Below are 24,885 nucleotides of genomic sequence, written 5' to 3'. Positions count from 1 at the left end.
GGGAGGCTCCCGTGGAGGGGTTCGGCGTTGTCATGGCCGCCAGTGTGCTATCGGCCCGCGGAATGAGGCTTGAGTAGGATCAAGGCAGGCGGTACTTCTCTTCGCGGTACGCCCAGCTTGCCCACAGCGCGTGCGCCAGCGCCTCCTGGGTCAAGGCCGGGTCGGCCGGCTCGACCGGCGCGTACGTTTCATCCTGCCCAACCGGCGCCGCCTTGTAACTGAACTGCCGGGGCGCCTTGGCGGGCTCCAGCACCAGCAGCTGATCGCCCTTCAGATAACCGAAGTTGTCCGCGTACTGCATCATCGCGCGGTCGGGATCGCGCTGCGTCAGGTCCACGCCCAGCATGGGGTTCACGTTGTCCAGGCCGATCAGCGACAGCAGCGTCGGGGCCATGTCGATCTGGCTGACCAGGCGATCGTCCTGCCGCGGCGCGATGCCCGCGCCCAGGATCAGCGCAGGAATCTGGAAGTGCCGCACCGGGACGGGAATGGACCCGTACACGCGCGAATCGTGGTCGGCGATGACGAGGAAAACCGTGTTGTCCCAATACGGCGCCTTGCGCGCCTTCTCGAAGAACTGGCCCAGCGCCCAGTCCGCATAGCGCACCGTGTTGTCCACCGTGGCCGGATCGCCCACGGGCTGGATGCGCCCGGACGGATATTCCCAGGGCGAATGGTTGGTCACCGAGAACGCCAGCGTGAACACCGGCTTGTCGCCATCGGCGCGCAGCAGACGGTCGACCTGATTGAACATGTCTTCGTCAGAGGCGCCCCACGATCCTTCGAATACGGGGTCGACGAACTTGGGCCGGTCCACGATCTCGTCAAAGCCGTTGCCCAGGAAGAAGGCGCGCATGTTGTCGAAGTGGGACTCGCCGCCGTACACGAAGCGCGAGTGATAGCCATGCTTGCCCAGCAACTGCGCCAGCGTGAAAAAGCCCGTCTGCGAACGCGGCAGCTTGACCACGGCGTCGGCGACGCTGGGCAAAAAGCCCGCCGTCACGGCTTCGATGCCACGCACCGAGCGCGTGCCGGTGGCGTAGGCGCGGTGGAACATCCAGCCTTCCTTGCCCAAGCGGTCGATGTTCGGGGTGAGGTCGCGCCCGCCCAGGCTGCCGACGTACTGCGCGCCCAGGCTTTCCTGCAGGATGATCACCACGTTCAGCGGCTTGTCCCGCCGCACGGTCGCCTTCTGTTCATGCAGGCTGGGCAGCTTGGGATCCATGGGCGCGCCGGTCATGCCGGCCTTCTCGCGCACGATGGCGTTCATCTCGTCCACGGCCATCTTGGGATACATCGCGGCCGACGAGCGCTCGTCCCGCATGCGGTACGCCGCATCGAACACGCTGTACAACGAATTGAGCGCCAGCGCGTTCACCATGGCGTCCGAGCTGAACGCCACCTTGGCCGGATTGATGGGGCGGTGTTCCAGCGTGCCGCGCGCGCCCAGGAACACCAGAGCCAGAATCACGAAGGACGCGATGGGCCGCTTCCACCACGCCATGAAGGAATCGCGCGAGCGCGTCGGGAAGAACTTGACCGCCAGCCACGCCGCAAGGACCAGCACCACGAACGCGGCAAGCAGCACGCCTTTGTAGCCCTGCCACAGCATCGATCCCACTTCCTTCGGATTGAGCAGGTAGATGAAGTACAGGCGGTTGGGCCGCGTGTCGTATTCGGCGATGAACTGCGGGGTCGATACCTCCAGCAGCACGTACAGCATCCACCAGACGCGGAACCACCAGGCGGTGATGCGCACGGCAAGCGGCCGGTGACCGAACCAGGGCGAAAACACCGCCGGCAGCGCGATCACCATCGACAAGAGGCACACGTCGATGCGCAGTCCGCCAAAAAGAAGCGGGCCGAGGCCTCCGGCCGCTTCGACGCGGTCCCACATCCAGAAGGCCAGCCCCAAGCGCGACAGCGTCAGGAGCGCCAGGATTGCAATGATGAATCGAAGAGTCAGGCGACGCATGCCAGCCCCTCGCGCGCGTGGGGCAATGCCTGCCCCCATGAAGAATGCGTACTGCCGTGTGTGCCGCGCAAAACCATGCCGTTTCGATGATCAAAAAAATAACCGCGCCAAGAGTAACGCGGTTTTGGATTTATCGACGGCGGCCCACACCGTTCAAACGTTGTACGACATCACACTTGCAGCATGCAAGGCCACGAGCGCGCTACTGCGCCCGGCGCAGGCGCTCGCGGCTGTTGCTCAGGTGCGTGCGCATGGCCGCGCGCGCGGCCTCAGGGTCCTGCCGCGTGATCGCGCTGTAGATGTCTTCGTGCTCGAGGTTCACGCGCGCCAGATAGGCCGCGCGGTCTTCGTGGGCAAACTTGGCCGAGTTGATGCGGGTGCGGGGAATGATGGCGGACCCCAGATGCGCCATGAGGTCCGCGAAGTAGCGATTGTCGGTGGACTGGGCCACCAGCAGATGGAACTGGAAATCCGGCGTGATGGTGTCGCCGCCGCTGTCCAGCGCCAGCTTGAAGGCATCGAGCGCCCGCCGCATCGCCTGCAACTGGTCTTCGCTGCGGCGGATGGCAGCCAGGCCCGCGGCCTCGCTTTCCAGGCAGATACGCAGTTCCAGCAGGACCAGCACATCGCGCACGGTGGCGATGTCGGCCGGGTCTACGCGGAAATCGCCGCCCCCGCTGGGTTCCAGCGCATACGTGCCGACGCCGTGATGCGTTTCAACAAGGCCCGAGGCCTGCAACCGCGACAGCGCCTCGCGCACGACCGTGCGGCTGACGCCGAACTGACGCATGATGGCCGATTCGGTGGGAAGCTTGTCGCCGGGACGGATTTCACCGCTGCGGATGCGTTCGGAGATGTTCTCGACCAGGCCTTGCGCCAGGTTGCGGGGACGACGCTGCGGCAGGACAGGGGTATCGACAGGAGCGTTCATCAGGGATTATCCGAAGACGGTTGCGCAGCGCTTGACGCTGGAAAATGGCGATCATTATACTTCGCGACAGTTGTACGATAACGTACCAGACAAGTCCACTCCACCGCGCCATTCACAGAGCGTTGCGTCATGAGCCGAGCTGTCAACAACATGCCTGCATCTTCCCGGTGTCATCGTTTGTTATTGACCGGCGCCGCCGGCAACCTGGGCCTGGTACTGCGTCCCCGATTGAAAGCCCATGCGGACATCCTGCGCGTGTCGGACGTGGCCGCCATGGCGCCCGCGCAGACGGGCGAGGAAGTCGTCCCCTGCAACCTGGCCGACGCCGCCGCCGTGTCGGAACTGGTGCGCGGCGTGGACGCCATCGTGCATCTGGGCGGCGTCTCGGTGGAACGCCCGTTCGAGGAAATCCTTCCCGCCAACATCCAGGGCGTCTACAACGTCTACGAAGCCGCCCGCCTGCATGGCGTGCAGCGCGTGGTGTTCGCCAGTTCCAACCACGTCATCGGCTTCTACGAGCAGGGCCAGACGCTGGACGCGGGCGTACCCCTGCGGCCCGACGGCTATTACGGCCTGAGCAAGGCCTACGGCGAAAACCTCTCCCGCTTCTATTTCGACCGCTACGGCATCCAGACCGTGTGCCTGCGCATCGGTTCGTCGTTTCCCGAACCCAAGGACCGGCGCATGCTGGTCACCTGGCTCAGCCATGACGACCTGACCGACCTCGTCGTCCGCGCCCTGTTCACGCCGGACGTCGGCCACCTCATTGTGTATGGCGCATCGGCCAACCGCGACAGCTGGTGGGACAACAGCGGCGCGGCGGTGCTGGGCTTTGCGCCCAAGGATTCGTCGGAACCATTCCGCGCAAAGGTCGAAGCGCAGCCTGCGCTGGCCGCGGACGACCCCGCTGCGCGGTATCAGGGCGGCGCCTTCGTCAAGGCCGGCCCCTTCCCTTTCCCGAACGCCTGAAGCCTCCCATGTCCACCACCGCCGAACGTCTGGGAACTGTGTTGTGCGGCGTCGGAGAAAGCCCAATCTGGCGCCGGGCCGACCAGGCGTTCTACTGGACCGACATTCCCGGCAAGACCCTTTGGCGCTGGACGCCGGAAACCGGCGCGTTCGCGCAGTGGGCGCTGCCGCAGATGGCGGGCAGCATCGCCATGCGGGAAGACGGCTGGCTGCTGGCGATGGAAGATGGCTTTTATGCTTGCGACGCATTGCGTGAAGGCCAGGCCTGCGCTGCGCGCCCGCTCGCATCCGTTGCCCATGCCGCGCCCGGCATGCGGTTCAACGACGGCCGCTGCGACCGGCAAGGCCGGTTTCTGGCGGGCACCATGGTGATGGACATGGCCCTGGCCTCGCCCGCCGGCGCGCTGTACCGCCATGAAGCGCGCGGCGTGACCGTCCTGCTCGACGGCCTGATCGTGCCCAATGGACTGGCGTTCAGCCCGCAGGGCCGGACGATGTACCTGTCCGATTCGCACCCGTCGCGCGCCACCGTGTGGGCGTTCGACTACGACACCGAGACGGGTGTGCCGTCCAACCGCCGCGTCTTCATTGACGCCCTGCCCGCCGGCCGTCCCGACGGCGCCGCGGTGGACGCGGCGGGCTGCTACTGGATTTGCGGCAACGACGCCGGCAAGGTGTATCGCTACACCCCCGACGGCCGGCTGGACCGCACCCTGGACGTGCCCGCCGCCAAGGTCGCCATGTGCGCCTTCGGCGGCTCCCGCATGGACACGCTTTTCGTGACGTCGATCCGTCCGGGCAATGCCGCGCCCGGCGCGCTGGACGGCGCCGTGTTCGCCCTGCACCCCGGCGTGCAGGGCCTGGAGGAAACCGCCAGCGCCGGTTAGCACCCGACGGGCGCGCCCCTTTGCGCCCACCCCGAGCAGGTCAGTGCATATCAAAGAGCTTCGGGGCCGTCCCGGCCCTCAACGAAACGCCGTACCCCATCCGGAGGTAGACATGCTGCACCCTCACCTGAGCCGCGCCGTTCTGGCCGCGGCCGCCTTGCTGACGCTGATTCCCGCCACTCACGCCGCCGAGCTGCGCTCCGCGGACATCCATCCCGACGACTACCCCACTGTGCAGGCCGTGCGCCACTTCGGCGATCTGGTCAAGCAACGGACCAACGGCCGCATCACCGTGAAGGTGTTCTCTGGCGGGGCGCTTGGCAACGAAGACGATTCGATCGAACAGGTGAAACTGGGCGCGCTGGCCATGGCCCGCGTGTCGAGCGCAGCGATGCACAACATCTGCCAGACCACCCGCGTGCCGTCGCTGCCGTTCCTGTTCCGTTCCAAGGAGCATCTGCACAAGGTGCTGGACAGCGAGATCGGCGATCAGATCCTGCGCTCGTGCGAGGGAGCCGGCTTCGTGGGCCTGGCCTGGTACGACAGCGGTTCGCGCTCGATGTACACGACCAAGAAGCCGATCAAGACGCTGGCCGACGCCAAGGGCCTGAAGATCCGCGTGCAGCAGTCGGACCTGTCCGTGGCGATGGTCGAGGCGATGGGCGGCAACGCCACACCGATGCCGATGGGCGAGGTGTACACGTCGCTCAAGACCGGGCTGGTCGATGCGGCCGAGAACAACTTCCCCAGCTACGAAAGTGCGCATCACTACGAGGTCGCCAAGTTCTATTCGCTGACCGAGCACACGATGACGCCCGAGATCCTGATCTTCTCCAAGCGCCAGTGGGACAAGCTGCCGCCCGACGACCAGAAGATCCTGCGCGAAGCGGCGCGCGAATCGGTGCCCTACATGCGCAAGCTGTGGGACGAGCGCGAGCAGAAGTCGCGCGCGGTGGTCGAGAAGGCGGGCTCGCAGATCTCGCAGGTCGACAAACCCTCGTTCCAGGGCGCGATGAAGCCGGTTTACGAACGCTTCGTCACCACCCCTGAAATGAAGGACCTGGTCGCCAAGATCCAGGCCGTGCAGTGAGGACATCATGTTGGCCACACCCACGAATGAACCAGATGTCGCCGCGGGGGGCCGGGAAGAAGCCCTGGCTGCCCCGCTGGATGCCTACTCCCGCGCCTGCGCCCGATTGGCGCGGATCTGCATGTGGACGAGCGTATTCGGGCTGATCTGCCTGATCGTCGCCGTCTCGCTGCAGATCTTCGGCCGCCACGTGCTGAACAGCACGCCGACCTGGGCGGAAAGCCTGGCGCTCCTGCTGGTGCTGTACGTCACCATGCTGGGCGCGGCGGTTGGCGTGCGCGACGCCGGGCATATCGGCTTCGAGTCCCTGCTCGACGCCCTGCCCGCCGCCGGGCAACGGCGCTTGCGCATCTTCATCCATCTGCTCGTCCTGCTGTTCGGCGTGCTGATGGCCTGGAACTGCGGCGTGCTGGCCGAGTCTGTCGCGGCCTACAAGATTCCCAACCTGGGCATCTCCAACGCGTGGAAGTACGTTCCTGCAACCCTGTCGGGCACCTTGATCGCGCTCTTTTCCGTCGAGCACATCATCGCGATCCTGCGCAACCAGAAGGTGGTACCGGCATGGCGCTGACACTGCTGTCCTTCACCTTCATGGGGTTCCTCGTGATCGGCGTGCCGGTGGCCTTCGCCATCGGCCTGTCGTCCATCACGGCCATCATGTACGAAGACCTGCCGCTGGCAGTGGCCTTCCAGCAGATGACCTCGGGCATGAACGCGTTTTCGTTCCTGGCCATCCCCTTCTTCATCTTCACCGGCGAACTGATGCTGTACGGCGGCATTGCCGACCGCATCGTGGCGTTCGCCAAATCGCTGGTAGGCCATGTGCGCGGCGGCCTGGGCATGTCCAACGTGGTGGCCTGCACGCTGTTCGGCGGGGTGTCGGGATCGCCCGTGGCGGACGTGTCGGCGATGGGGTCGGTGATGATCCCGATGATGAAGCGCGAGGGTTATCACGCCGACTACGCGGTAAACGTCACGACCCACGCGGCGCTGGTGGGCGCGCTGATGCCGACCAGCCACAACATCATCATCTACACGCTGGCCGCGGGCGGCAAGGTGTCCATCGCGGCGCTGATTGCGGCAGGCGTCGTGCCCGCCCTGATCCTGACCGCGTGCAACCTTGCGGCCGCCTACTTCGTGGCGCGCAGCCGGGGCTACCCGGCAGGCACCTTCCCGGGCTGGCACATCGTGTTCCGCTCGCTGGTGGCCGCGGCGCCGGGGTTGTTCGTGGTGGTGCTGATCATCGCGGGCATCCTGAGCGGCGTCTTCACCGCGACGGAATCCGCAGCGGTGGCGGTGCTGTATGCGCTGGCGCTGACGATCTTCGTCTACCGCTCGCTGACCTGGGACCAGTTCGTCCGCGCGGCCAGCAAGGCGGTAAAGACGACGGGCGTGGTGCTGCTGCTGATCGGCATCTCCGCCACGTTCGGCTACCTGATCAGCTTCTATGGCGTGGCCGAAAAGACCGGGCAGCTGATGGCGTCGATTTCGACGGAGCCGTGGGCCATCTTCCTGATGGTCAACATCATCCTGTTCGTGCTGGGCACGTTCCTGGACATGGCGGCCACCATCCTGATCTGCACGCCGATCTTCCTGCCGATCTGCATGCAGTACGGCATGGGGCCCGTGCAGTTCGGCATGGTGCTGCTGCTGAACTGCGCGCTGGGGCTGAACACGCCGCCGGTGGGCACCACGCAGTTCGTGGGATGCGCCATCGGCGGGGTATCGGTGGGAACGGTGATGCGCACCATCTGGCCGTTCTACGGCGCGCTGCTGGCCGCGCTGGCGCTGGTGACCTACGTGCCGGCGTTCTCGCTGTGGCTGCCGGGCGTGCTGCTCAACTGACGCGCGGCGCGCGGGACGGGCCGTGCGCGGTCCGTCCCACGATCACCGGATAGAAGAAGATGGCGGCCAGCAGCCACATCAGGGCGGCGGACCACAGCGTCTGGCTGAGAAAGTGCGCGCCCTGCAGGATGCGCACGACGGAAAAGCCCACGCCCGCCGCCACCCCGATCGCCAGCCCGCTCCAGCGCCACGCAGGCCGGCCCAGCGCCCATCCCGCGAAGTACAGGCTGAGCAGCGCGTAGCCCGCGCCGGCATGCCCGCTGGGCAAGGCGCCGCCGGCGCGCGCACGCGCCCAGGTCCACCAGTGCACCGGATACGGCGTGTAGCCGCCCAGCGTCTCCAGATCGTAGGGACGCGGCAGCGTCGTGTGATGCTTGAGCTGGTTGATGAGCACTTGCCCGGTCAGGCACGATGCCGCCACGGCGATCGCCGCGCCGCGCCAGCGGCGCCATGCCGGGATGCGGTAGCTGGCGGCCGCGATGCCGGCCGCGGCCAGGCCCACGCCGATCGGCAGGGCGAGCACGATGCGGTGGCCCAGCAACTCCAGCCACCGGCTGCCGTGCAGCGGAAAATCGTCGATCACCGGATCAAAGAGCGCACGCGCGATGTACATGTCCAGCCCCGACTCCTTGGCCCACCAAGCCAGGCAGGCAAGCAGCAGCGTCACGGCCCCGACATGGGTGAGCAGGTAAAAGGCTCTCGTCGGCGCGTGCGGCGCCGGCAGTAATGGGGACGGCATGATCGGGATTTTCCGGACGGTTCGGGCCTGCGCACTTTACGGGGCCGACAGTCGAAAATTCGTCAAATTCGCGTGGTAGGCGCTGCCGTCTCGGCCTGCCGGAATCGCAACAGGAAGCGGGTGCCGCGCGCAGGCCCCTCTTGCGAGGACTCGACCGTGAGCGACCAGCCCTGCATGTCGCATACGCGCTTGGCGATCGCCAGTCCCAACCCGCGCGCCGCCTCGTCGCTGCCCGACTCGCCCGAATCGCGCATGCGGCCGCTGAAATACCGGCGGAACAGGAACGGCAGGTCGCTGGCGGCGATGCCCTTGCCGTCGTCGCGCAGTTCCAGCCCGCCCTGCGCATCCAGCGACGCGGTCAGCGTGGCCGGCGCGGCGTGCTCGATGGCGTTGCGCACGAGATTGCGCAGGACGGTCAGCAGGGCGTAGCGGTCCAGCGACAGCACCTGGCTGGCCGGAATCTGGTTATCGAAGCGCAGGTCTGCCAGCGCGGCTTGGGCGGCGTAGCCGCGCCAGGCGTCTTCCATGCAGGCGGCAATGTCGACGGGCTCCGGCTCGCGCAACTGGTCGCGCGCCATCGCGCGCGCGCTTTCCAGGCTGACGATCACGTGGTCCACGTTGTCCACAACGCGCGTCAGGCGCTGCTGCTGATCCGGCGTCAGCGCCTGCGTCAGCAGCATGAGTTCGCTGTCGGACCGTATCGCCGCCAGCGGCGTACGCACTTCGTGGCTGAGATTGCCGGCGAACTCCCGTTCGCGGGCGATCGACCGGTCGACCTGGCCCTGCACGCGGTTGAAGGCTTCGATGAGCCGCCCGGCCTCGTCGTCGCGCGTGACCGCCATGTCGGGCGACCCGGGCGCCCAGGTCGACAGCCGGTCCGTCAGGTCCAGCAGCGGCCCGACCGCCACTGCCGCCACGCGGCGCGACAGCGCATAGGCCAACACCACGCACAGCGCGCCCACGCCCAGCACGATCAGGCCGAAGTCGTGCACCCGCTCTTCGTTGTCGGTGGCGTCGTACAGCAGATACACCTTGCCGCGGTCGGTTTCGGCCACCATCACGTGCCACGTGTACGCGCCCGGTTCGATGAGGTGCAGCCCGTTTTCCAGCGAGAGCAGTTCGGGCGGCATGCCGACGGGCGGCTGGCCGTCCACGCTGAGCCACGCGCGCATGGATCCGCCCAGCTCGCGCGCGCCCCGGCGCGGCAGGAACTCGTCGCTGCTGCGCGCATGCTGGACCAGGCGATCCATTTCGGTGTTGAGGATGTCGTTGACCAGATCGTCCTCCATCTGGTCGAACGTCAGGTAGGCCAGCAGCGCAAGCGCCGTGACAAACAGCGCCACCGCGCCCGTCAGCGCCCAGACGACGCGCTGGGTCAAGGTGCCGGCGGCGGCGCGGCTCATGATGCGGCGCCGGGCAACGCCAGGCGCCAGCCCGTGCCGTGCACGGTCTCGATGCCGTCAAAGCCCGCGTCGGCCAGCGCGCGGCGCAAGAGGTGCACCTGGCTGCGCAGCGCATCGGACGAGGGCGGCTCGTTGCCCCACAACGCGGATTCGAGTTCCTCGCGCGTGACCACGCGGCCCGGATCGCGCAGAAGCACTTCGATGATGAGGCTTGCCTTGCGGGTCAGATGGACCGGCACGCCGCTGACCGACACGACACGGCTGCGCGCGTCGAACTGAAGCGGGCCGAACGTGCGCTCGGCGTCCACCGTCGACCCTTTGGCGCGCTGGATCAGCGCCAGCAGCCGGGCCTCGACCTCGAGCAGCGCGAACGGCTTGGTCAGGTAGTCGTCGGCGCCGTGCGAAAAGCCCGCCAGCTTGTCTTCGAGACTGTCGCGCGCGGTCAGCATCAGCACCGGCACGGCCAGCCGCCGTTCCGTGCGCATGGCGTGCAGCACGGCGTTGCCGTCCATGCCGGGCAGGCCGATGTCCAGCAGCACGGCGTCAAAGCGTTGCGCCTGCAACTGCTGCAAGGCGGCGGGTCCGCTGTAGGCCACGTCGGGAAGAAAGCCGCGCGCCTCCAGGAAGCTGTACAGATTGCCGGCGATGATGTGGTCGTCCTCGACGATCAGCACCCGGTGATTCGCGCCCGCTGCGGGAGGGGTTGCCATGTTCTGCGATCCTGGCCGCGTTACGTGGAAAGCACCTTGCCGGGGTTCATGAGCCCCTGCGGATCCAGCGCGCGCTTGATCCGGCGCATCAGCGCAAGTTCCACGGGATTCTTGTAGCGAGGCAGCTCGTCACGCTTGAGCTGGCCCACGCCGTGTTCGGCGCTGATGGAACCCTTGTGCGCGTGCACGCTGTCATGCACCACGCCGTAGATCTCGCCCTGCAACGCCAGCAGCTCGGCTTCGCTCTGGCCCGGCGCATGCGCCACGTTGTAGTGCAGGTTGCCGTCGCCCAGATGGCCGAAGATCACATGGCGCACGCCCGGAAAGCGCGCCTGCAGCAAGGCGTTGGTCTTGTGCACGAATCCGGCGATGGACGAGATGGGAATGGAGACGTCATGCTTGACCGACTTGCCCAGCTCCGCTTCGGCCAGCGGGATGCTTTCGCGCAGGTGCCACAGCGCCTTGCTCTGCGAGACGTTCGCGGCGATGGCGGCGTCGTTCACCAGGCCCGCCTCGATGGCCTCGCCCAGCACGGCCTCGAAACGCTCGCGGGCGTGGGTTTCGCTCTCGCTGTCGGACAGCTCCAGCAGGGCGAACCACGGCGAGGCCGCCGATTCGCCTTCGAAGGGCAGGCGCTGCTGCGGAAAGAGGCGCACCACGCCCTGCAGGCAGGCGCCGCTCATGAGTTCGAAACCGGTCAGCGAGGCGCCGAACCCCGCGCGGGCGCGCGACAGCACTTCCACGGCGTTATCGATGCTGTCCAGCGTCAGCAGCGCCGTGCAGGACGCCACCGGGCGCGGGTACAGCTTGAGGGTGGCGGCGGTGATGATGCCCAACGTGCCTTCGCTGCCGATGTACAGGTCGCGAAGGTCGTAGCCGGTGTTGTCCTTGCGCAGGCCGCGCAGGCCGTCCCAGATCTCGCCTTCGGCGGTCACGACCTCCAGGCCCAGCGTGAGGTCGCGCGTGTTGCCATAGCGCAGCACCTGCGTGCCGCCGGCGTTGGTGGCCAGGTTGCCGCCGATGGTGCAGCTGCCTTCGGCCGCTAGGCTCAGCGGGAACAGGCGGTTCGCGGCCGCCGCGGCCTCTTGCACGGCCTGCAGGATGCACCCGGCCTCCACGGTGATGGTGTCGTTGTCGGTGTCCAGCGCGCGCACGGCGGTGAGCCGGGCGGTGGACAGGACGATCGCGGTGCCGGAATCGTCCGGCGTGGCGCCGCCGCACAGGCCCGTGTTGCCGCCTTGCGGCACCACCGGCACGCCATGCTGGGCGCACAGCTTGATGGCGGCCGCCACGTCGGCGGTGGAACCGGGGCGGATCACCGCCAGCGCCGCGCCGCGATAGCGGCGGCGCCAATCCAGCACATAGGAATCCGCGTCCGCGCCCGTCAGCACGTGGGAGTCGCCCAGGAGGGCCTGTAGATCGCTCAGCAATGTCATGGATGCCGCACTTGAAGTCGGCCCGGCCGCTGGGGCCGGGCGCAGTTCATCGGATGTGCGGACTATTGTAGGGGCTGGACGGCGCCCGCCGAAGCCCCGCTTGGCCGGGCGGTCAGCCGACCGCCTGATCCAGCCGGGTGCCCGTCATGCCCGAGCAGAAGGCGCGGGAGGCAATGCGCTCCATCAGAAAGGCGCGGTCCACGCCGGCGGGGCCGGGCAGTTCGGACAAGGCGCGATAGGCGCGGCGCAGGGCCTCGCCGCGGGTGGCGCCGCAGACCATCAAATGGGTGCACGGCAGGCGGCGGTCGCCGCAGCCGTCGATGCGCATTTCCAGCACGTGCGGCGCAATGGGATCGTGTTCGGCAAGCGGCATGTCGTGCCCGCGGGCCTGCGTCTGCGCGTCGATGACGCGGAAGACGCCGCTGCGGTCGTCCAGCGAAAACGACACGGTGCCGGCGGCCTGCCAGCCGCGGTCGCGCGCCACGCTGGCGGCCACCGTGCGCAACGCGGTTTCGATCGAGGCCGCCAGATGCGGCGCGGGGCACTCCGCAATGAGGACGCGCGCGTCGCGCCAGACGCTGCGTTCCCAGGCACGGCCGGTGGCCAATTCGCCTGTCGCGGCGGCAGACACGTGGATATCAAGCCGGCGCTCGCGGCCCGCGGCCGGGCCGGCAAAGTCCGTGGGCGGTCCCCGCCTGCTTGTGGCGCCGCCCGATGACATGACTGTGGATACTTTGGCGCCCATGGCCCCTCCTGGTCTTTCTGCTTGCCCGGCAAGCGTATCACCTTCGGATGACGAGCAACTTTTGTGCCATGCGCGGCAGCCCGGGAGCGGGCCTTTGCGCCCGCCGCCATGCACCGCAAACAGGCGGCGGCGCGCCGGGCGCCGCACCACGGCGGGGCAGGCCGCACCGGGTAAATGCCCTACTCCGCCCGAAGGATGAAGCCCCCCGCGCCGATGGGGGATAATCCAACTTTGACCCCTGCCATAGCGGCTTGGATGTACGGGTTTACCATTACCCGGCAGCCGCCGCGCTGTCCCCCTCAACAAGGAACCGTCGTGGGCAACAATACACAATTTCCGGCCTCTGTTTTCAAGGCATATGACATTCGCGGCACCGTGCCGGACCTGATCGACGCAACCTTTGCCCGTTCGCTCGGCGTGGCGCTTGCCGCCCGCGCCCGCGAGCAGGGCGTGCAGACGCTGGTGGTCGGGCGCGACGGCCGCCTCAGCAGCGACATGCTGTCGCTGGCCCTGCAGGAAGGCATGCTGGAAGGCGGCGTCGATACGCTGGACATTGGCATGGTGCCCACGCCGCTCGTCTACTTTGCCGCGAACATCATGCAGACCGGCTCGGGCGTGGCCATTACCGGCAGCCACAATCCCCCCAAGTACAACGGATTCAAGATGATGATGGGCGGCCGCGCGCTGTTTGGCGAAGATGTCCAGCAGCTGGCGCAGACCATGAACGGGCAAGCCCTGGCTCCCGCCCCTGAACCCGGCACGCGCCGCCAGCTCGATCTGGCGCAGACCTACATCGCGCGCGTGGCCTCGGGCGTCAAACTGGCGCGTCCCATGAAGATTGCCATCGATTGCGGCAACGGCGTCGCCGGCGCAGTGGCGCCGCAGCTCTTTCGCGCGCTGGGCTGCGAGGTCGACGAACTGTTCTGCGACGTGGACGGCAACTTTCCCAACCATCACCCCGATCCCGCCGAACCCAAGAACCTGCAGGACCTGATCAAGCACGTCGCCGAGACCGATTGCGAACTCGGCCTGGCCTTCGACGGCGACGGCGACCGCCTGGGCGTGGTCACCAAATCCGGCCAGATCATCTGGCCCGACCGCCAGCTCGTCCTCTTTGCCCGCGACGTCCTCGAACGCAATCCCGGCGCGACCATCATCTATGACGTCAAGTGCAGCCGCCACGTGGGCCTGTCGGTCGAGGCCGCCGGCGGCGCCGCGCTGATGTGGAAGACGGGCCATTCGCTGGTCAAGGCCAAGCTGGCCGAAACCGGCGCGCCGCTGGCCGGCGAAATGAGCGGCCACATCTTCTTCAAGGAACGGTGGTACGGGTTTGACGACGGTCTGTACACCGGCGCCCGCCTGCTGGAAATCGTGTCGCGCGCAGCAGACGCCTGCGCCCCGCTGGAGGCCCTGCCGCAAGACGTGTCCACGCCGGAGCTCAAGCTGGAAATGGAAGAAGGCCAGCCGTTCACGCTGGTCAAGTCCTTGCAGGAGCAAGGCCAGTTTCCCGACGCCAAGCGCGTGATCACGATCGACGGCGTGCGTGCCGAGTACGCCGACGGCTTCGGTCTGGCGCGGCCGTCCAACACCACGCCGGTCGTCGTGCTGCGGTTCGAGGCGCAAAGCGAAGCGGCCCTTGCGCGCATCCAGGCCGACTTCCGCCGCGAACTGGGCAAACTCGCCCCGAACGCCACTCTGCCATTCTGATCCGCTCATGTCGTTAGCCAACAGCCCCGCGTGGCAGCAGTTCACCGCCGCAACACGCACGGCATCCCGGGATGGCCAGAAGCTGCGCGTCATCAATGCGCCCGGGCTGCGCCTGGACCTGAGCGCACAGGCGCAATCGCCCGAACTGCTGGCCGCCTCGCGGGCGCTGCTGGCGCAGCAGGACTTCGATACCTGGCGCGCGCGCCTGTTCGATGGCGGCCAAGCCAATTGGACGGAAGGACGCGCCGCCTGGCACACCGCCTTGCGCGCGGCCGAGCCGCCCGCAATGGTGGCTAAGGCGGTGCTTGCCGAGCGCGAACGCCTGCGCGAATTCGTGCGCGCGGCCGACGCGGCCGGCCGCTACAGCGGCGTGCTGCATCTGGGCATTGGCGGCAGCGATTGGGGACCGCGCCTGGTCACCCGGGCGCTGCGCCACGAGGGCGCGCGCCGCGACGTGCGCTTTGCGTCCAACGTGGACTCGCATTCGGTTGCCGAAGCGATGAGCCACCTGGATCCGCACAACACGCTGGTCATCGTCGCCTCCAAGTCGTTCACCACCACCGAGCCGCTGGCCAACGCCGAGGTCGCGATGAACTGGCTGCGCGAAGCCGGCGTCGCCGATCCGATCAAACAGGTCGTGGCGATCACGTGCAACGTCGAGGCGGCGCTCAACCTGGGCATCCTGCCCGACCACATCTTCCAGATCTGGGACTGGGTCGGCGGGCGCTATTCGCTGTGGTCCGCCATCGGCCTGCCGGTCGCGCTGGCGTTCGGCAACGACACCTTCGACCGGCTGCTGGCGGGCGCGGCGGCCATGGACGACCATTTCCGCAACGCGCCGCCGGACGAGAACGCGCCCGTGCAGCTGGCGCTGGCCGGCGTGGCCAACCGCAGCGTGCTGGGCTATGACTCGCTGGTGATCGCGCCCTACGATTCGCGGCTGCATCACATCGTGCCGTGGGCCCAGCAGCTTGAAATGGAATCGCTGGGCAAGGTCGCGACGGCCGACGGCAGTCCCGCCGGTGTGCCGACCGGTCCCGCGGTGTGGGGGATGCCGGGCACCGATTGCCAGCACACGTTCTTCCAGTGGCTGCATCAGGATGCGGCCGGCGCGCCGGTGGACTTCATCCTGTGCGAACAGCCGGACCATGCGTACGCCCGGCACCACGAATTGCTGGTCGCCAACTGCCTGGCGCAGCGTTCGGCGCTTTTGCGCGGCAAGACCTTTGAAGAAGCCCTGGCGGAAACCTCCGCCACGGAACGCGATCCGGCACGCGCGCGCCTGCTGGCGCAACACCGCGTGCACCCGGGCGGACGGCCGTCGTCGCTGATCGTGCTGCCGCGCCTGGAAGCCTATACGCTGGGCGCGCTGCTGGCCCTGTACGAGCACAAGGTGTTCACGCAAGGCGTGATCTGGGGCATCAACCCCTTCGATCAGTGGGGCGTGGAGTTTGGCAAGGTGTTGGCCAAGAACATCATGCGCGAGCTGGACGCGCCCCAGCCCAGCCAGCAGGACCCGTCCACGCGCTTCTGGATCGACGCGATCAGGCGCTAAGCGCGTCGTACAGCGCGACGTGAATGCGCGCGACCTGGTTGATGTCGAACTCGCGCTCGGCGAGCGCCCGGCCCGCCGCGCCCATCGCCTGGCGCAATGCCGCGTCCTTGGCCAGGCGGGCAATGGCGTCGGCCAGGGCGGCGGCGTCGCGCACCGGCACCAGGAGGCCGGTGACGTTGGGCTCGATCGCGTCACGGCAGCCCGGCACGTCGGTCGTGACGACCGCGCGCCCGCAGGCGGCGGCTTCGATCAAGGATTTCGGCAGGCCTTCGCGGTAGGACGGCAGCACCGCGATGTGCGCGGCCGCATACAGCGCCGCCACATCCGATCGCTCGCCCAGCGCCTGCACGCAGCCATCCTGCTGCCACGCGTCGACATCGGCCTGCGTGGCGGAAGCCGGGTTGCCGGCGTCCAGACCGCCCACCAGTTGCATCGTCACCGGCACGCCACGTTCGCGCAGCAGCCTTGCCGCCTGCACGAACTCCTGCACGCCCTTGTCGCGCAGCAGGCGCGCCACCATCGTGACGACCACGGGCGGCGCAGGCGGCTCGGGCGTGGGACGGAAGGCGTCAAGGTCCACCCCCGCGCCGCGGATGATGACCACCTGCTCATCGCGTACCGCGCCCAGCGACTTGAGCAGGTCGCGGTCGTTGGCGTTCTGGAAGATCACCCGGCTGTTCGGATGGCCCAGCGCGATGCGATACAGGCGCGCCACCACCGCGCGCACCAGCCGCATCTTCAGCGAATTGGACAGGAACACGAATCCCAATCCGGAAATCGCCGCCACCATGCCCGGCACACGCGCCAGCCGCGCGGCGATGCCGCCATACAGCACGGGCTTGATGGTGACCAGGTGCACCACGTCGGGCCGCAGCCGGCGGAACAGGCGGACCAGCGCCAGCAACGTGCCCAGTTCCTGCAGCGGGCGCTTGCCGCTGCGCGTCATGGGAATGGCGTGATGGGTCATGCCCAGCGCCTGGATGTCCGCCACGGCGGGGCCATCCATCGTCGCGACGTGGACGTCGTAGCCCGCCTTCTGCGCGGCCAACGCGACCGGCACGCGGTGCGACATGAAGAACGCCGGGTTGTTGACGACAAACAGCAGGCAGCGTCCGGCGCTCATGCTTGGACTCCAGAAATGCGGCGCCAGACGGCGATATAGCTTTGCACCATGCGTGCAAGATCGAAATGTTCCAGGACGCGCGCGCGTCCCGCCTCGCCCGCGCGCTCGCGGCCTCGCGCGGCCACGTCGCACAGCGCGGACTCGATGCCGCGGGCCAGGGCCTCGGCCTGCTCGGGCGGCACTACCACGCCGGTATCGCCGACGATGTAGGCGGCGTCGCCCACGTCCGTCACCACGCAATACACGCCGCACGCCATGGCCTCGGCCACCACGTTGGGAAAGCCTTCGGCGCAGCTGGACAGCACGTGCAGGTCCAGTCCGTTCATGACGGCCGGCACGTCGTCGCTGGGGCCATTGAGCACCACGCGGTCGCGCAGATCCAATTTGTCGAGCAAGGCGCCAAGCTGCGCGTTGCCTTCGGTCATGTCGCGGCCGATCAGCACGCAGCGCAGCCCCGCGTCGCGGCCATCGCGCACCAACGCGGCCACGGCGCGCAGCAGGTTGGCGTGGTCCTTGAGCGGATCCCAGCGCGCCACGCAGCCGATCACGGGCACGTCCTCGGACAGCCCCCATGAGGCGCGCACGCGCGAGCGCGCCTGCGGATCCGGCGCGTAGCGCGACAGGTCGTAGCCGTTGGCGATCACGACCATGCGGTCGCGGCGGTAGCCTTTTTCAGCGTGGCGCTGCGCGGCATTCTGCGCGGCGCACACGATGGCGCGCGGCACGCTGCCCGACAGCATGGCGCATGCGCGCAGCACGAGGCGCGCCGAGCGGCTGCTGCGTTCAAGGTGTGCCCCGGAATTGCGGATGCCCCAGGCGATGGCGCGCACGCCCGCCAGGCGGGCGGCCAGGCCGCCGATCAGGTCGGCGTGGTACATCCAGGTCTGCACGGCGTCCGGACGGGTCGAGGCGATCAGACGGCGAAGCGCCAGAAAACCGCCCAGGCTGACACGCCCGCGTTTCATGCCCAGCGTGTGCACCGCGACGCCCGCCGCGCGCAGGCGTTCGCCATACAGGCCTTCATCGGTCAGCGAGACCACCGTGTGCTCGACGTCCGCCTGCGGCCAGGTCGTCAGGCGGAACAGCACGGATTCCGCGCCCCCCTGCCCCAGCCCGGTGATGACATGCAGAATGCGCAGCGGCCGGGTGCTCATCGCCCCTCCCGCACCGCTTCGAACAGTTCATCCCATTCGGTCAGCACACTGGCAAGCGCGTAGCGCTGGCGCACGGCCGCGGCGGCGCGCGCGCCCAGTTGCTCGCGCAAGGACGCGTCGCTCATCAGGCGATGCAAGGCATCGGTCATGGCAACGCGGTCGCCCGCCGGCACCAGCAGCGCATCCTGGCCGTCGCGCGTCATCTCGCGCGGACCGCTGGGACAATCGAACGCCGCGCACGGCAGCCCCAGCGACATGGCTTCCAGCAACACATTGGGAAAGCCCTCTACGAGCGAACTGAGCACGAAGGCCTGGCCGCGCGCCAGTTCTTCCCACGGCGCCTCCGTGCGGCCGGGCAGGCTGACGCGCGATTGCAGGCGCAGACGCGCCACCTGTTGTTCAAGTGCGCCGCGCTCGGGGCCTTCGCCCCAGATGCGCAGGTTCCAGTCCGGAAACTCCGGCGCAAGCTGCGCGAAGATGTCGATCAGCAGATTGAATTGCTTGTCGGGCACCAGCCGTCCCATCGCGATCAGCTCGCGCGGGCCGGCGTCCTGGCGCTGCTGCACCAGCGGCGCATCCAGCAGCGGCGCGGGCAGCGGATTGGGAATGACGGCCAGACGCCGGATGCCGGGCACCTGACGCGCGAAAGGACCCGCGGTGTCTTCCGCCTGCACGGTCACCATGTCGGCGCGCGGATACAGCACGCGGCGCAGCTTGCGCCAGACAGAGCCCGTGGTGGTATCGGCGATCGGATTGGTGCGCTCGCAGACGATGAGCGGCACATTCAGGCCGCGCGTGGCCAGGATGGCGGCCACGTTGACGTTGGTGAGAAAGGACACGACCACGTCGGGCCGGGAATCGCGGATGTGCTTGCGCAGGACCAGCAATCGCTTGAACGCCGCCATCGCGCCCGTCGCACGGGTGCCGGCCAGATCCGCCAGCCACGCCAGCTGGACCTTGTCCGACAGGGGATAAAAGCAGGTGCCCTTGGATGAGTAGGTGGGCGTCAGGATGACGGTGTCTCCGCGCTCGGACCATGCGTTGACCAGGGTCGCCGCGACGCGTTCCGCGCCGCCGGCGTGCATGGAGCTGACCAGCATCAGTATTTTCATTCCTCAACGGTCCTCAATCGGTCCCCCTTGATCCATCCCCGCCCGGTAGCGGTCCAGCCAGGCCTGCATCATCAGCACGCCCCACAGATGGCTGTCCCAATTGCGGTGCCCCGACGAGTGCTCGCGCCATTTGCGCAGGATGGGCTCGGGTTCGAACCAGCCTTCCTGGCGCAGGCGCGACGGATTCAGCAGCGCGTCGGCCCATTCCCGCAAGGGACCGCGCAACCACGCGGCCAGCGGCACGGCAAAGCCGCGCTTGGGGCGGTCGACCAGCGCCTGCGGCACGTGGCGGTGCAGGACCTGCCGCAACAGCCACTTGCCCGTGTTGCCGCGCACCTTGTATTGGTGCGGCAGGCTCCAGGCGAATTCATAAACGCGGTGGTCGATGAGGGGCACGCGGGTTTCCAGGCTGACGGCCATCGCCGCGCGGTCCACTTTGACCAGGATGTCGTCGGGCAGGTAGGTCACCGTGTCCAGCTTCATCATCGATTCGAAGAACGACCCCTGCATGGCGCGTTCGAACACCGACTCGGGCTCGACGCCGCCCTTGACCACACGGGCGGGGTCTGACCAATACGATACGAACAGTCGGTAGAACTCGCCTTGCGTGTCCGCGCGCAGCAGTTCGCCCAGCTTGCCGACCTTGCCGCGCCAGGCGCCGCGGCCGGGCAGATGGGTGGAGGCGCTGAGCATCGCGCCGGCCGGCTTGCGCAGCAGGCCGGGCACGCGTTCGAACTGGCGCCACCAGTTGTCCACCCGGAAATAACGCGAATAGCCGCCGAAGAGTTCATCGCCGCCGTCGCCGGACAACGCCACCGTGACGTGCTGGCGCGCCATGCGCGTGACGAGCGACGTGGGGATCTGCGACGAGTCGGCAAAGGGTTCGTCATACATGTCGGCCAGCGTGGGCACGACCGCGAGCGCGTCGTCCGCGGTGACGTAGAGTTCGGTGTGATCGGTGCCCAGGTGCGTAGCCACGGCCTTCGCGTGCTGCGCCTCGTCGTAGCCCTTCTCGTGAAAGCCGATGGCAAAGGTGCGCACCGGCTGCGAGCTCTGCGCCTGCATCAACGCCACGATGGTGGACGAATCGATGCCGCCGGACAGGAAGGCGCCCAGGCTCACGTCGGACAGCATCTGTCCGCCCACGGCCTTGGACAGCACGCGTTCCAGCGCGTCGGAGGCTTGCGCGTCCGAATCGAACGACAGGCGGTGCTGCGCAGCCGTGTCCGCGGCCTCGCGCGCCGACCAGTACACGCGCGGCTCCGGCATGCGGCGGCTGCGGGTGTCGTCCGCCGAGAACTCGACCCAGGTGCCGGGCGGCAGCTTGGCGATGCCTTCGTAGATCGACTGCGGCGCGGGGATGTAGTTGTGCCGCATGAACGATGCGAGCGCGTTGCGGTTCAGGTTGCGCCCGAACCCCGGAATCGGCATCAGGCCCTTGAGCTCCGAGGCGAACACCAGTTCGGCATTGGAGTAGCCGTAGTAGAGCGGCTTTTCGCCCATGCGATCGCGCGCCAGCACGAGCTTGCGCGCGGCCTTGTCCCACAGCGCGATGGCGAACATGCCGACCGCGGCCTGCAACGTGGCTTCGATGCCCAGCGCGGAAAAGCCCGCGAGCAGGGTCTCGGTGTCCGAATGGCCGCGCCAGGCCGGCGCCCGCGCCGAGTCCTCGAGCTGCTTGCGGATGTCCAGATGGTTGTAGACCTCGCCGTTGAACACCATCACGTAGCGCCCGCACGCGGACGTCATCGGCTGATGGCCGGCTTCGGTCAGGTCCAGGATCGCCAGACGCACGTGCGCCAGCGCGACGCCGGCGTCAGTATCTTCCCAGAACCCATTGCTGTCGGGCCCACGGTGGCGGATGCGCCGGCAGCTGTCCGCCAGCACCTGATCCTTGTTCCCCAGGGGGCCCCAAATTCCGACTATTCCACACATGATGAGATTCTCGTGGTCACCGTAGCAACGGCGCGCGCGGGGCCCTAGCGGCCCTTCGCCCGCACGCCGTCAAAAAGTTCCTGCCATTTCCGCAGCACGCGCACGGCCGAGAATCGGTCGCGCACGTCGGTTGCCGCCTGCGCCAGGCGCGCGCGGCCATTGTCATCGCCCATGACCACGCCAAGGGCCTCGCACAGCGCGGGCACGTCGCCGTTGGGCCGCACCAGCACGCCATCGATGCCGTGGCGGATGATCTCGCGCGGACCCGTGTCGCAATCGAACGAGACCGCCGCCAGACCGCTTGCCATGGACTCGAGCAACGTGTTTGACAGCCCTTCGAAGCGCGAGGTCAGCACGTAAAGATCGGCGCTGTCGTACCAGTCGCCGACATTGCCGGCACGTCCCGGCATCGAGATGCGCGATTCGAGCCCGGCCTCGCGCACCTGCGCTTCAAGCGCCTGGCGCTCGCCGCCCTCGCCCAGAATAACCAGATCCCAGCCGGGATGCGACGGCGCCAGCTGCGCGAACGCCTGGATCAGCAGGTCGAAACCCTTGTCGCCGTGCAGCCGCCCGACCGCCAGGAGCCGCTTGCGGCCATCCCGGGGAGCCGGCAGCAACAGAGGTTCGGCGCGCGGCAGCGGGAAGTGTACCGGGTTGGGAATGACTGCCAGCCGCGAGCCCGGCACATGCTGTTCCAGCCACTGCGCGGTGCCACGGGTCAGCGCGACCACGCGCGCGGCGCGCGGATAGGTCAGCCGGCGCAGCCGCTGCCAGAAGCCCGACAACTTCTGGGACGGCGGATGGGTGTGTTCGGTTGCAATGACCTGGCAGTTCAGCCCCGCAGAGGCCAGCACGGCCAGCACCGACGCCGTGGTCATCATGCCCAGCACGATGTCGGGCCGGAACGACTTGATCACGCGGCGCAGCGCGCGCACGCGCTGCAGGTTGCTGAGAATGCCGCGCAGGCCGCCGCCCTCGCCCGCCGTGTGCAGGACCTCGCGGCGCACCTTGGGATGCAGCGCATAGACATCGCCGTCGGCGCTGGCCTGCGTGACCACCATGACCTCGCTGCCCTCGGACGCCCAGTGGGCGCTCAGGTCGGCGGCGACGCGTTCAGCGCCCCCGCCGTGCAGGGAATGGATGAACAGCAACACGCGCGCCGGACGGGCGGGGTCGGCTACGGACATTCAATCGGCCTCCTTGGGTTCGGCCTTGCGCATCGCCACGGCCAGGTAGCAGGCAAAGGACAGCACATACATGAGGCTGGTGGCCAGCATGATGCCGGCCGCGCCCATGCGGGGCGCCAGCACGGTGTTCAGCACGGCCTTCAGCGCAAAATTGGCGACCGCGATGGCGGCCATGATGCGGTAGCGGTTCTGGCTGGCCAGAAGTTGCACCAGGATCAGCACGCCGAAGTAGAACGGCAGCTGCAGCAAGCCCCAGCGCAGCACGTGCGCAACGGCTTCGGTGTTTTCGGCGGTAAAGGCGCCGCGCTGGAACAGCACCGACACGCCCCAGGGCGCCAAAACCCAGCCTAGCGCCACGGCGCCGGCGCCGGCGCCCACCATCAGCAACGACCATTTGAGCGCCATGCTGCGCGCGCGCGCCGTGTCGCCGCGCGCCTGCACGTCGGCCAGCACGGGGAGCGCGGCGCGGCCCACGGACACGGCCCCGATGCCCAGCAACAGGGACAGCAGCCGGCTGGCATAGCCGAGCGTGGCGTTGGCATTGGCACCCAGGTTGGCGGCCGCGTACTGGTCCAGCGGACCCACAAAGCTCATGGCGACCTGGCCGATCAGCATCACGCCGGCCGCGCCCATCAGTTCAGGCCAATGCGGCGACTTCAGTGTCAGTGACGGCGCGCCCCAGAAGCCGCCGTCGGCGCGCGCGGCCAGCCAGGCCAGCCAGACGGTCTGGATGGCGTATCCGACCAGCGTGCCCCACAGCAGCGGTCCCACGCCCTCGGCGCTGGCGGCCAGCATGACCCAGGCCAGCGTTGCCACGGCGGGCACGCTGTCCAGCAGCGTGTTGACGTGGCGTTCCTGCGCTCGCAGCCGCGCGGCGCTGATGCCGGCGATCAGCAGCAACGCCGCCACGGGGGCAAAGGCGATCAGCAGGTCGCCCGTCATGGCGCGCACTTGCGCCGACAGGCCCTGCCCCAGCCAATCCACCACATACGGCCAGGCGAACCACGTCAACAGGGCCAGTGCGACGCCGGCGGCGGCGACCCAGCCCTGAAGTTCGCGAATGAAGAGTTCTTTCTCGGCCCCGCCGGTGCGCGCCAGGCGCACCAGCACCGGAATCAGCACCACCGACAGCACGCCCACGATCGTGACGGGCAGCCAGGTGCCCATGGTCATCGTGAACTGGTAGGCGTCTACGGCGTCGCTGACGCCGTAGCGGTACGCCACCGCCATCTCCTTGATGGCGCCGGCAGCCTTGCCCAGCAGCAGAAACACCGCCACCCGGAACGCGCCTTTGAAGATGCGCTGATGATCCGGGTGGATGTTGCCGAGTTTTCGGACGAGTGCTTTCAACGCAGGAACTGCGTGTACCAGGGCATGGCGACTTCCAGGCCTTGCAGCACCGTGTGCGTGGGCGCATAGCCCAGCAGGCGGCCGGCCTTGCCGATGTCGGCCTGCGAGTGGCGCACATCGCCCGCGCGGAAGTCAGCGTAGACCGGCTGCTTGGTGTAGTTCACGCCCTGACTGCCCAGGGCCTGCACCAGGAAGCTGAACAGCTGGTTCAGGGTGCTGCGGCCGCTGACGGCCACGTTGTAGACCTGGTTGCGGGCCTCGGGCGCGGCCAGCGCGCCCAGGATGTTGGCCTGCACCGCGTTTTCCACAAAGCAGAAGTCGCGGCTGGTCTCGCCGTCGCCATTGATGGTGACGTCCTTGCCCTGGATCATCGCGGCGGTCCACTTCGGGATCACGGCGGCGTAGGCGCCGTCCGGATCCTGCCGCTTGCCGAACACGTTGAAGTAACGCAGACCCACCGTCTCGAAGCCGTAGGAGCGCGCGAAGACGTCGGCATAGAGCTCGTTGACGTACTTGGTCACGGCGTACGGCGACAGCGGCTTGCCGATGTTTTCCTCGACCTTGGGCAGCGCCGGATGGTCGCCGTAAGTGGAGCTGGACGCCGCATAGACGAACGACTTCACCTTGGCGTCGCGCGCCGCGACCAGCATGTTCAGGAAACCGCCGATGTTGACTTCGTTGGTCGTGATGGGGTCATTGAGCGAGCGCGGCACCGAGCCCAGCGCGGCCTGGTGCAGCACGTAGTCCACGCCTTCGGCCGCGCGGCGGCAGGCGTCCAAGTCACGGATGTCGCCCTCGATGAAGGTGAAGCGCGCCCACTGCTGCGGCGAAACCGAAGCCTGGACTTCGTCCAGATTGCGCTGGTGGCCGGTCGCGAAGTTGTCCAGGCCGGTCACGGTCTGGTCAAGCTTGAGCAAGGTTTCCAGCAGGTTCGAGCCGATGAAGCCGGCGCAGCCGGTCACCAGCCACTTGCGCGGCGCGGCGGACAGTTCCTGGGTGACAGTCTCGAAACGTGTGGTCATGGCGAAATCC

General features: G+C 68.0%; 21 protein-coding genes. 7 read left to right on the top strand and 14 right to left on the bottom strand.

What is annotated here, in order from left to right:
• Window positions 1-79 precede the first annotated feature (79 nt).
• Together ASD87_RS19510 and ASD87_RS19505 are read right to left on the bottom strand one after the other, a co-directional pair.
• A complete protein-coding gene (locus ASD87_RS19510) occupies window positions 80-1,975 on the bottom strand; it encodes an LTA synthase family protein (protein ID WP_056325340.1) in 1,896 nt (631 codons plus the stop codon).
• 202 nt (window positions 1,976-2,177) lie between these two features.
• Window positions 2,178-2,906 (bottom strand): FadR/GntR family transcriptional regulator, encoded by a 729-nt coding sequence (locus tag ASD87_RS19505; protein WP_056325338.1) that lies wholly within the window; start codon window positions 2,904-2,906, stop codon window positions 2,178-2,180.
• A gap of 150 nt (window positions 2,907-3,056) precedes the next feature.
• Between ASD87_RS19505 and ASD87_RS19500 the strand changes: the two genes are divergently transcribed.
• The 5 genes from ASD87_RS19500 (at window position 3,057) to ASD87_RS19480 (ending at window position 7,697) form a co-directional block, all read left to right on the top strand.
• Window positions 3,057-3,875 (top strand): NAD(P)-dependent oxidoreductase, encoded by an 819-nt coding sequence (locus tag ASD87_RS19500; RefSeq protein WP_082586361.1) that lies wholly within the window; start codon window positions 3,057-3,059, stop codon window positions 3,873-3,875.
• Window positions 3,876-3,883: 8 nt separating this feature from the next.
• Window positions 3,884-4,762 carry an SMP-30/gluconolactonase/LRE family protein gene (locus ASD87_RS19495; RefSeq protein ID WP_056325333.1) on the top strand — a complete coding sequence of 293 codons (879 nt, stop codon included), beginning with the start codon at window positions 3,884-3,886 and terminating at the stop codon, window positions 4,760-4,762.
• A gap of 112 nt (window positions 4,763-4,874) precedes the next feature.
• Window positions 4,875-5,852, top strand: coding sequence for a TRAP transporter substrate-binding protein (locus ASD87_RS19490; protein WP_056325330.1), 978 nt, complete (start codon window positions 4,875-4,877; stop codon window positions 5,850-5,852).
• Between the two features lie 7 nt (window positions 5,853-5,859).
• Entirely contained in the window at window positions 5,860-6,423 is a 564-nt protein-coding gene (locus ASD87_RS19485) for a TRAP transporter small permease (RefSeq protein WP_082586360.1), read from the top strand.
• Window positions 6,414-7,697, top strand: coding sequence for a TRAP transporter large permease (locus tag ASD87_RS19480; protein ID WP_056325325.1), 1,284 nt, complete (start codon window positions 6,414-6,416; stop codon window positions 7,695-7,697). The genes ASD87_RS19485 and ASD87_RS19480 overlap by 10 nt, the downstream gene beginning before the upstream one ends.
• On the opposite strand, the gene ASD87_RS19475 is transcribed toward ASD87_RS19480, so the two are convergent.
• From ASD87_RS19475 to ASD87_RS19455, 5 genes are all read right to left on the bottom strand, one after another.
• Window positions 7,690-8,436 carry a phosphatase PAP2 family protein gene (locus ASD87_RS19475; RefSeq protein WP_082586359.1) on the bottom strand — a complete coding sequence of 249 codons (747 nt, stop codon included), beginning with the start codon at window positions 8,434-8,436 and terminating at the stop codon, window positions 7,690-7,692. The two genes, ASD87_RS19480 and ASD87_RS19475, sit on opposite strands and share 8 nt — an antisense overlap.
• 62 nt (window positions 8,437-8,498) lie before the next feature.
• A complete protein-coding gene (locus ASD87_RS19470) occupies window positions 8,499-9,839 on the bottom strand; it encodes a HAMP domain-containing sensor histidine kinase (protein WP_056325322.1) in 1,341 nt (446 codons plus the stop codon).
• Window positions 9,836-10,549 (bottom strand): response regulator transcription factor, encoded by a 714-nt coding sequence (locus ASD87_RS19465; RefSeq protein ID WP_056325320.1) that lies wholly within the window; start codon window positions 10,547-10,549, stop codon window positions 9,836-9,838. The genes ASD87_RS19470 and ASD87_RS19465 overlap by 4 nt, the downstream gene beginning before the upstream one ends.
• A 20-nt stretch (window positions 10,550-10,569) precedes the next feature.
• Window positions 10,570-11,985: an FAD-binding oxidoreductase gene (locus tag ASD87_RS19460; RefSeq protein WP_056325318.1), complete on the bottom strand. Its 1,416-nt coding sequence runs from the start codon at window positions 11,983-11,985 to the stop codon at window positions 10,570-10,572.
• A gap of 112 nt (window positions 11,986-12,097) precedes the next feature.
• The gene (locus ASD87_RS19455) at window positions 12,098-12,730 is read right to left on the bottom strand and encodes a BPTD_3102 family carboxylase-like protein (RefSeq protein ID WP_056325315.1); all 633 of its coding nucleotides are present in this window, start codon (window positions 12,728-12,730) and stop codon (window positions 12,098-12,100) included.
• A gap of 315 nt (window positions 12,731-13,045) precedes the next feature.
• Here ASD87_RS19455 and ASD87_RS19450 point away from each other — a divergent pair, with 315 nt between their 5' ends.
• Both ASD87_RS19450 and pgi read left to right on the top strand, forming a co-directional pair.
• Window positions 13,046-14,437 carry a phosphomannomutase/phosphoglucomutase gene (locus ASD87_RS19450; protein ID WP_056325312.1) on the top strand — a complete coding sequence of 464 codons (1,392 nt, stop codon included), beginning with the start codon at window positions 13,046-13,048 and terminating at the stop codon, window positions 14,435-14,437.
• Window positions 14,438-14,444: 7 nt separating this feature from the next.
• Complete coding sequence (gene pgi / locus ASD87_RS19445) at window positions 14,445-15,992, top strand: glucose-6-phosphate isomerase (RefSeq protein ID WP_056325309.1); 1,548 nt, start codon at window positions 14,445-14,447, stop codon at window positions 15,990-15,992.
• On the opposite strand, the gene ASD87_RS19440 is transcribed toward pgi, so the two are convergent.
• The 7 genes from ASD87_RS19440 to ASD87_RS19410 are packed head-to-tail and all read right to left on the bottom strand — an operon-like array spanning window position 15,982 to window position 24,875.
• On the bottom strand, window positions 15,982-17,115 hold the full coding sequence (locus ASD87_RS19440; protein ID WP_056325306.1) for a glycosyltransferase family 4 protein: 1,134 nt from the start codon (window positions 17,113-17,115) through the stop codon (window positions 15,982-15,984). The two genes, pgi and ASD87_RS19440, sit on opposite strands and share 11 nt — an antisense overlap.
• The gene (locus ASD87_RS19435) at window positions 17,112-18,269 is read right to left on the bottom strand and encodes a glycosyltransferase (protein WP_056325303.1); all 1,158 of its coding nucleotides are present in this window, start codon (window positions 18,267-18,269) and stop codon (window positions 17,112-17,114) included. Before ASD87_RS19435 ends, ASD87_RS19440 begins: the two co-directional genes overlap by 4 nt.
• A complete protein-coding gene (locus tag ASD87_RS19430; protein ID WP_056325301.1) occupies window positions 18,266-19,381 on the bottom strand; it encodes a glycosyltransferase family 4 protein in 1,116 nt (371 codons plus the stop codon). Before ASD87_RS19430 ends, ASD87_RS19435 begins: the two co-directional genes overlap by 4 nt.
• A 3-nt stretch (window positions 19,382-19,384) precedes the next feature.
• Complete coding sequence (gene asnB, locus ASD87_RS19425) at window positions 19,385-21,316, bottom strand: asparagine synthase (glutamine-hydrolyzing) (protein ID WP_056325298.1); 1,932 nt, start codon at window positions 21,314-21,316, stop codon at window positions 19,385-19,387.
• Between the two features lie 44 nt (window positions 21,317-21,360).
• Window positions 21,361-22,503: a glycosyltransferase family 4 protein gene (locus tag ASD87_RS19420; protein ID WP_056325295.1), complete on the bottom strand. Its 1,143-nt coding sequence runs from the start codon at window positions 22,501-22,503 to the stop codon at window positions 21,361-21,363.
• On the bottom strand, window positions 22,504-23,853 hold the full coding sequence (gene murJ, locus ASD87_RS19415) for a murein biosynthesis integral membrane protein MurJ (protein ID WP_056325292.1): 1,350 nt from the start codon (window positions 23,851-23,853) through the stop codon (window positions 22,504-22,506).
• Window positions 23,850-24,875, bottom strand: a complete 1,026-nt coding sequence (locus ASD87_RS19410; protein ID WP_056325289.1) for an SDR family oxidoreductase — start codon at window positions 24,873-24,875, stop codon at window positions 23,850-23,852. Before ASD87_RS19410 ends, murJ begins: the two co-directional genes overlap by 4 nt.
• Between the last annotated feature and the right edge of the window lie 10 nt (window positions 24,876-24,885).

Source organism: Achromobacter sp. Root170 (assembly GCF_001428165.1).
Lineage (GTDB): Bacteria > Pseudomonadota > Gammaproteobacteria > Burkholderiales > Burkholderiaceae_B > Achromobacter > Achromobacter mucicolens.
Note: the sequence above shows the minus strand (reverse complement) of the source record. Positions and strands in the feature narration are given on the sequence as shown.

Excerpts from the sequence above, each read along its gene's own strand:
- asnB (WP_056325298.1), bottom strand. The coding sequence starts at position 21,316 with ATGTGTGGAATAGTCGGAATTTGGGGCCCCCTGGGGAACAAGGATCAG.
- ASD87_RS19505 (WP_056325338.1), bottom strand. The coding sequence starts at position 2,906 with ATGAACGCTCCTGTCGATACCCCTGTCCTGCCGCAGCGTCGTCCCCGC.
- ASD87_RS19500 (WP_082586361.1), top strand. The coding sequence starts at position 3,057 with ATGCCTGCATCTTCCCGGTGTCATCGTTTGTTATTGACCGGCGCCGCC.
- ASD87_RS19410 (WP_056325289.1), bottom strand. The coding sequence starts at position 24,875 with ATGACCACACGTTTCGAGACTGTCACCCAGGAACTGTCCGCCGCGCCG.
- ASD87_RS19420 (WP_056325295.1), bottom strand. The coding sequence starts at position 22,503 with ATGTCCGTAGCCGACCCCGCCCGTCCGGCGCGCGTGTTGCTGTTCATC.
- pgi (WP_056325309.1), top strand. The coding sequence starts at position 14,445 with ATGTCGTTAGCCAACAGCCCCGCGTGGCAGCAGTTCACCGCCGCAACA.
- ASD87_RS19490 (WP_056325330.1), top strand. The coding sequence starts at position 4,875 with ATGCTGCACCCTCACCTGAGCCGCGCCGTTCTGGCCGCGGCCGCCTTG.
- ASD87_RS19435 (WP_056325303.1), bottom strand. The coding sequence starts at position 18,269 with ATGAGCACCCGGCCGCTGCGCATTCTGCATGTCATCACCGGGCTGGGG.
- ASD87_RS19440 (WP_056325306.1), bottom strand. The coding sequence starts at position 17,115 with ATGAGCGCCGGACGCTGCCTGCTGTTTGTCGTCAACAACCCGGCGTTC.
- ASD87_RS19470 (WP_056325322.1), bottom strand. The coding sequence starts at position 9,839 with ATGAGCCGCGCCGCCGCCGGCACCTTGACCCAGCGCGTCGTCTGGGCG.
- ASD87_RS19510 (WP_056325340.1), bottom strand. The coding sequence starts at position 1,975 with ATGCGTCGCCTGACTCTTCGATTCATCATTGCAATCCTGGCGCTCCTG.
- ASD87_RS19430 (WP_056325301.1), bottom strand. The coding sequence starts at position 19,381 with ATGAAAATACTGATGCTGGTCAGCTCCATGCACGCCGGCGGCGCGGAA.
- ASD87_RS19455 (WP_056325315.1), bottom strand. The coding sequence starts at position 12,730 with ATGGGCGCCAAAGTATCCACAGTCATGTCATCGGGCGGCGCCACAAGC.
- ASD87_RS19465 (WP_056325320.1), bottom strand. The coding sequence starts at position 10,549 with ATGGCAACCCCTCCCGCAGCGGGCGCGAATCACCGGGTGCTGATCGTC.
- ASD87_RS19495 (WP_056325333.1), top strand. The coding sequence starts at position 3,884 with ATGTCCACCACCGCCGAACGTCTGGGAACTGTGTTGTGCGGCGTCGGA.
- ASD87_RS19485 (WP_082586360.1), top strand. The coding sequence starts at position 5,860 with ATGTTGGCCACACCCACGAATGAACCAGATGTCGCCGCGGGGGGCCGG.
- ASD87_RS19480 (WP_056325325.1), top strand. The coding sequence starts at position 6,414 with ATGGCGCTGACACTGCTGTCCTTCACCTTCATGGGGTTCCTCGTGATC.
- ASD87_RS19460 (WP_056325318.1), bottom strand. The coding sequence starts at position 11,985 with ATGACATTGCTGAGCGATCTACAGGCCCTCCTGGGCGACTCCCACGTG.
- ASD87_RS19475 (WP_082586359.1), bottom strand. The coding sequence starts at position 8,436 with ATGCCGTCCCCATTACTGCCGGCGCCGCACGCGCCGACGAGAGCCTTT.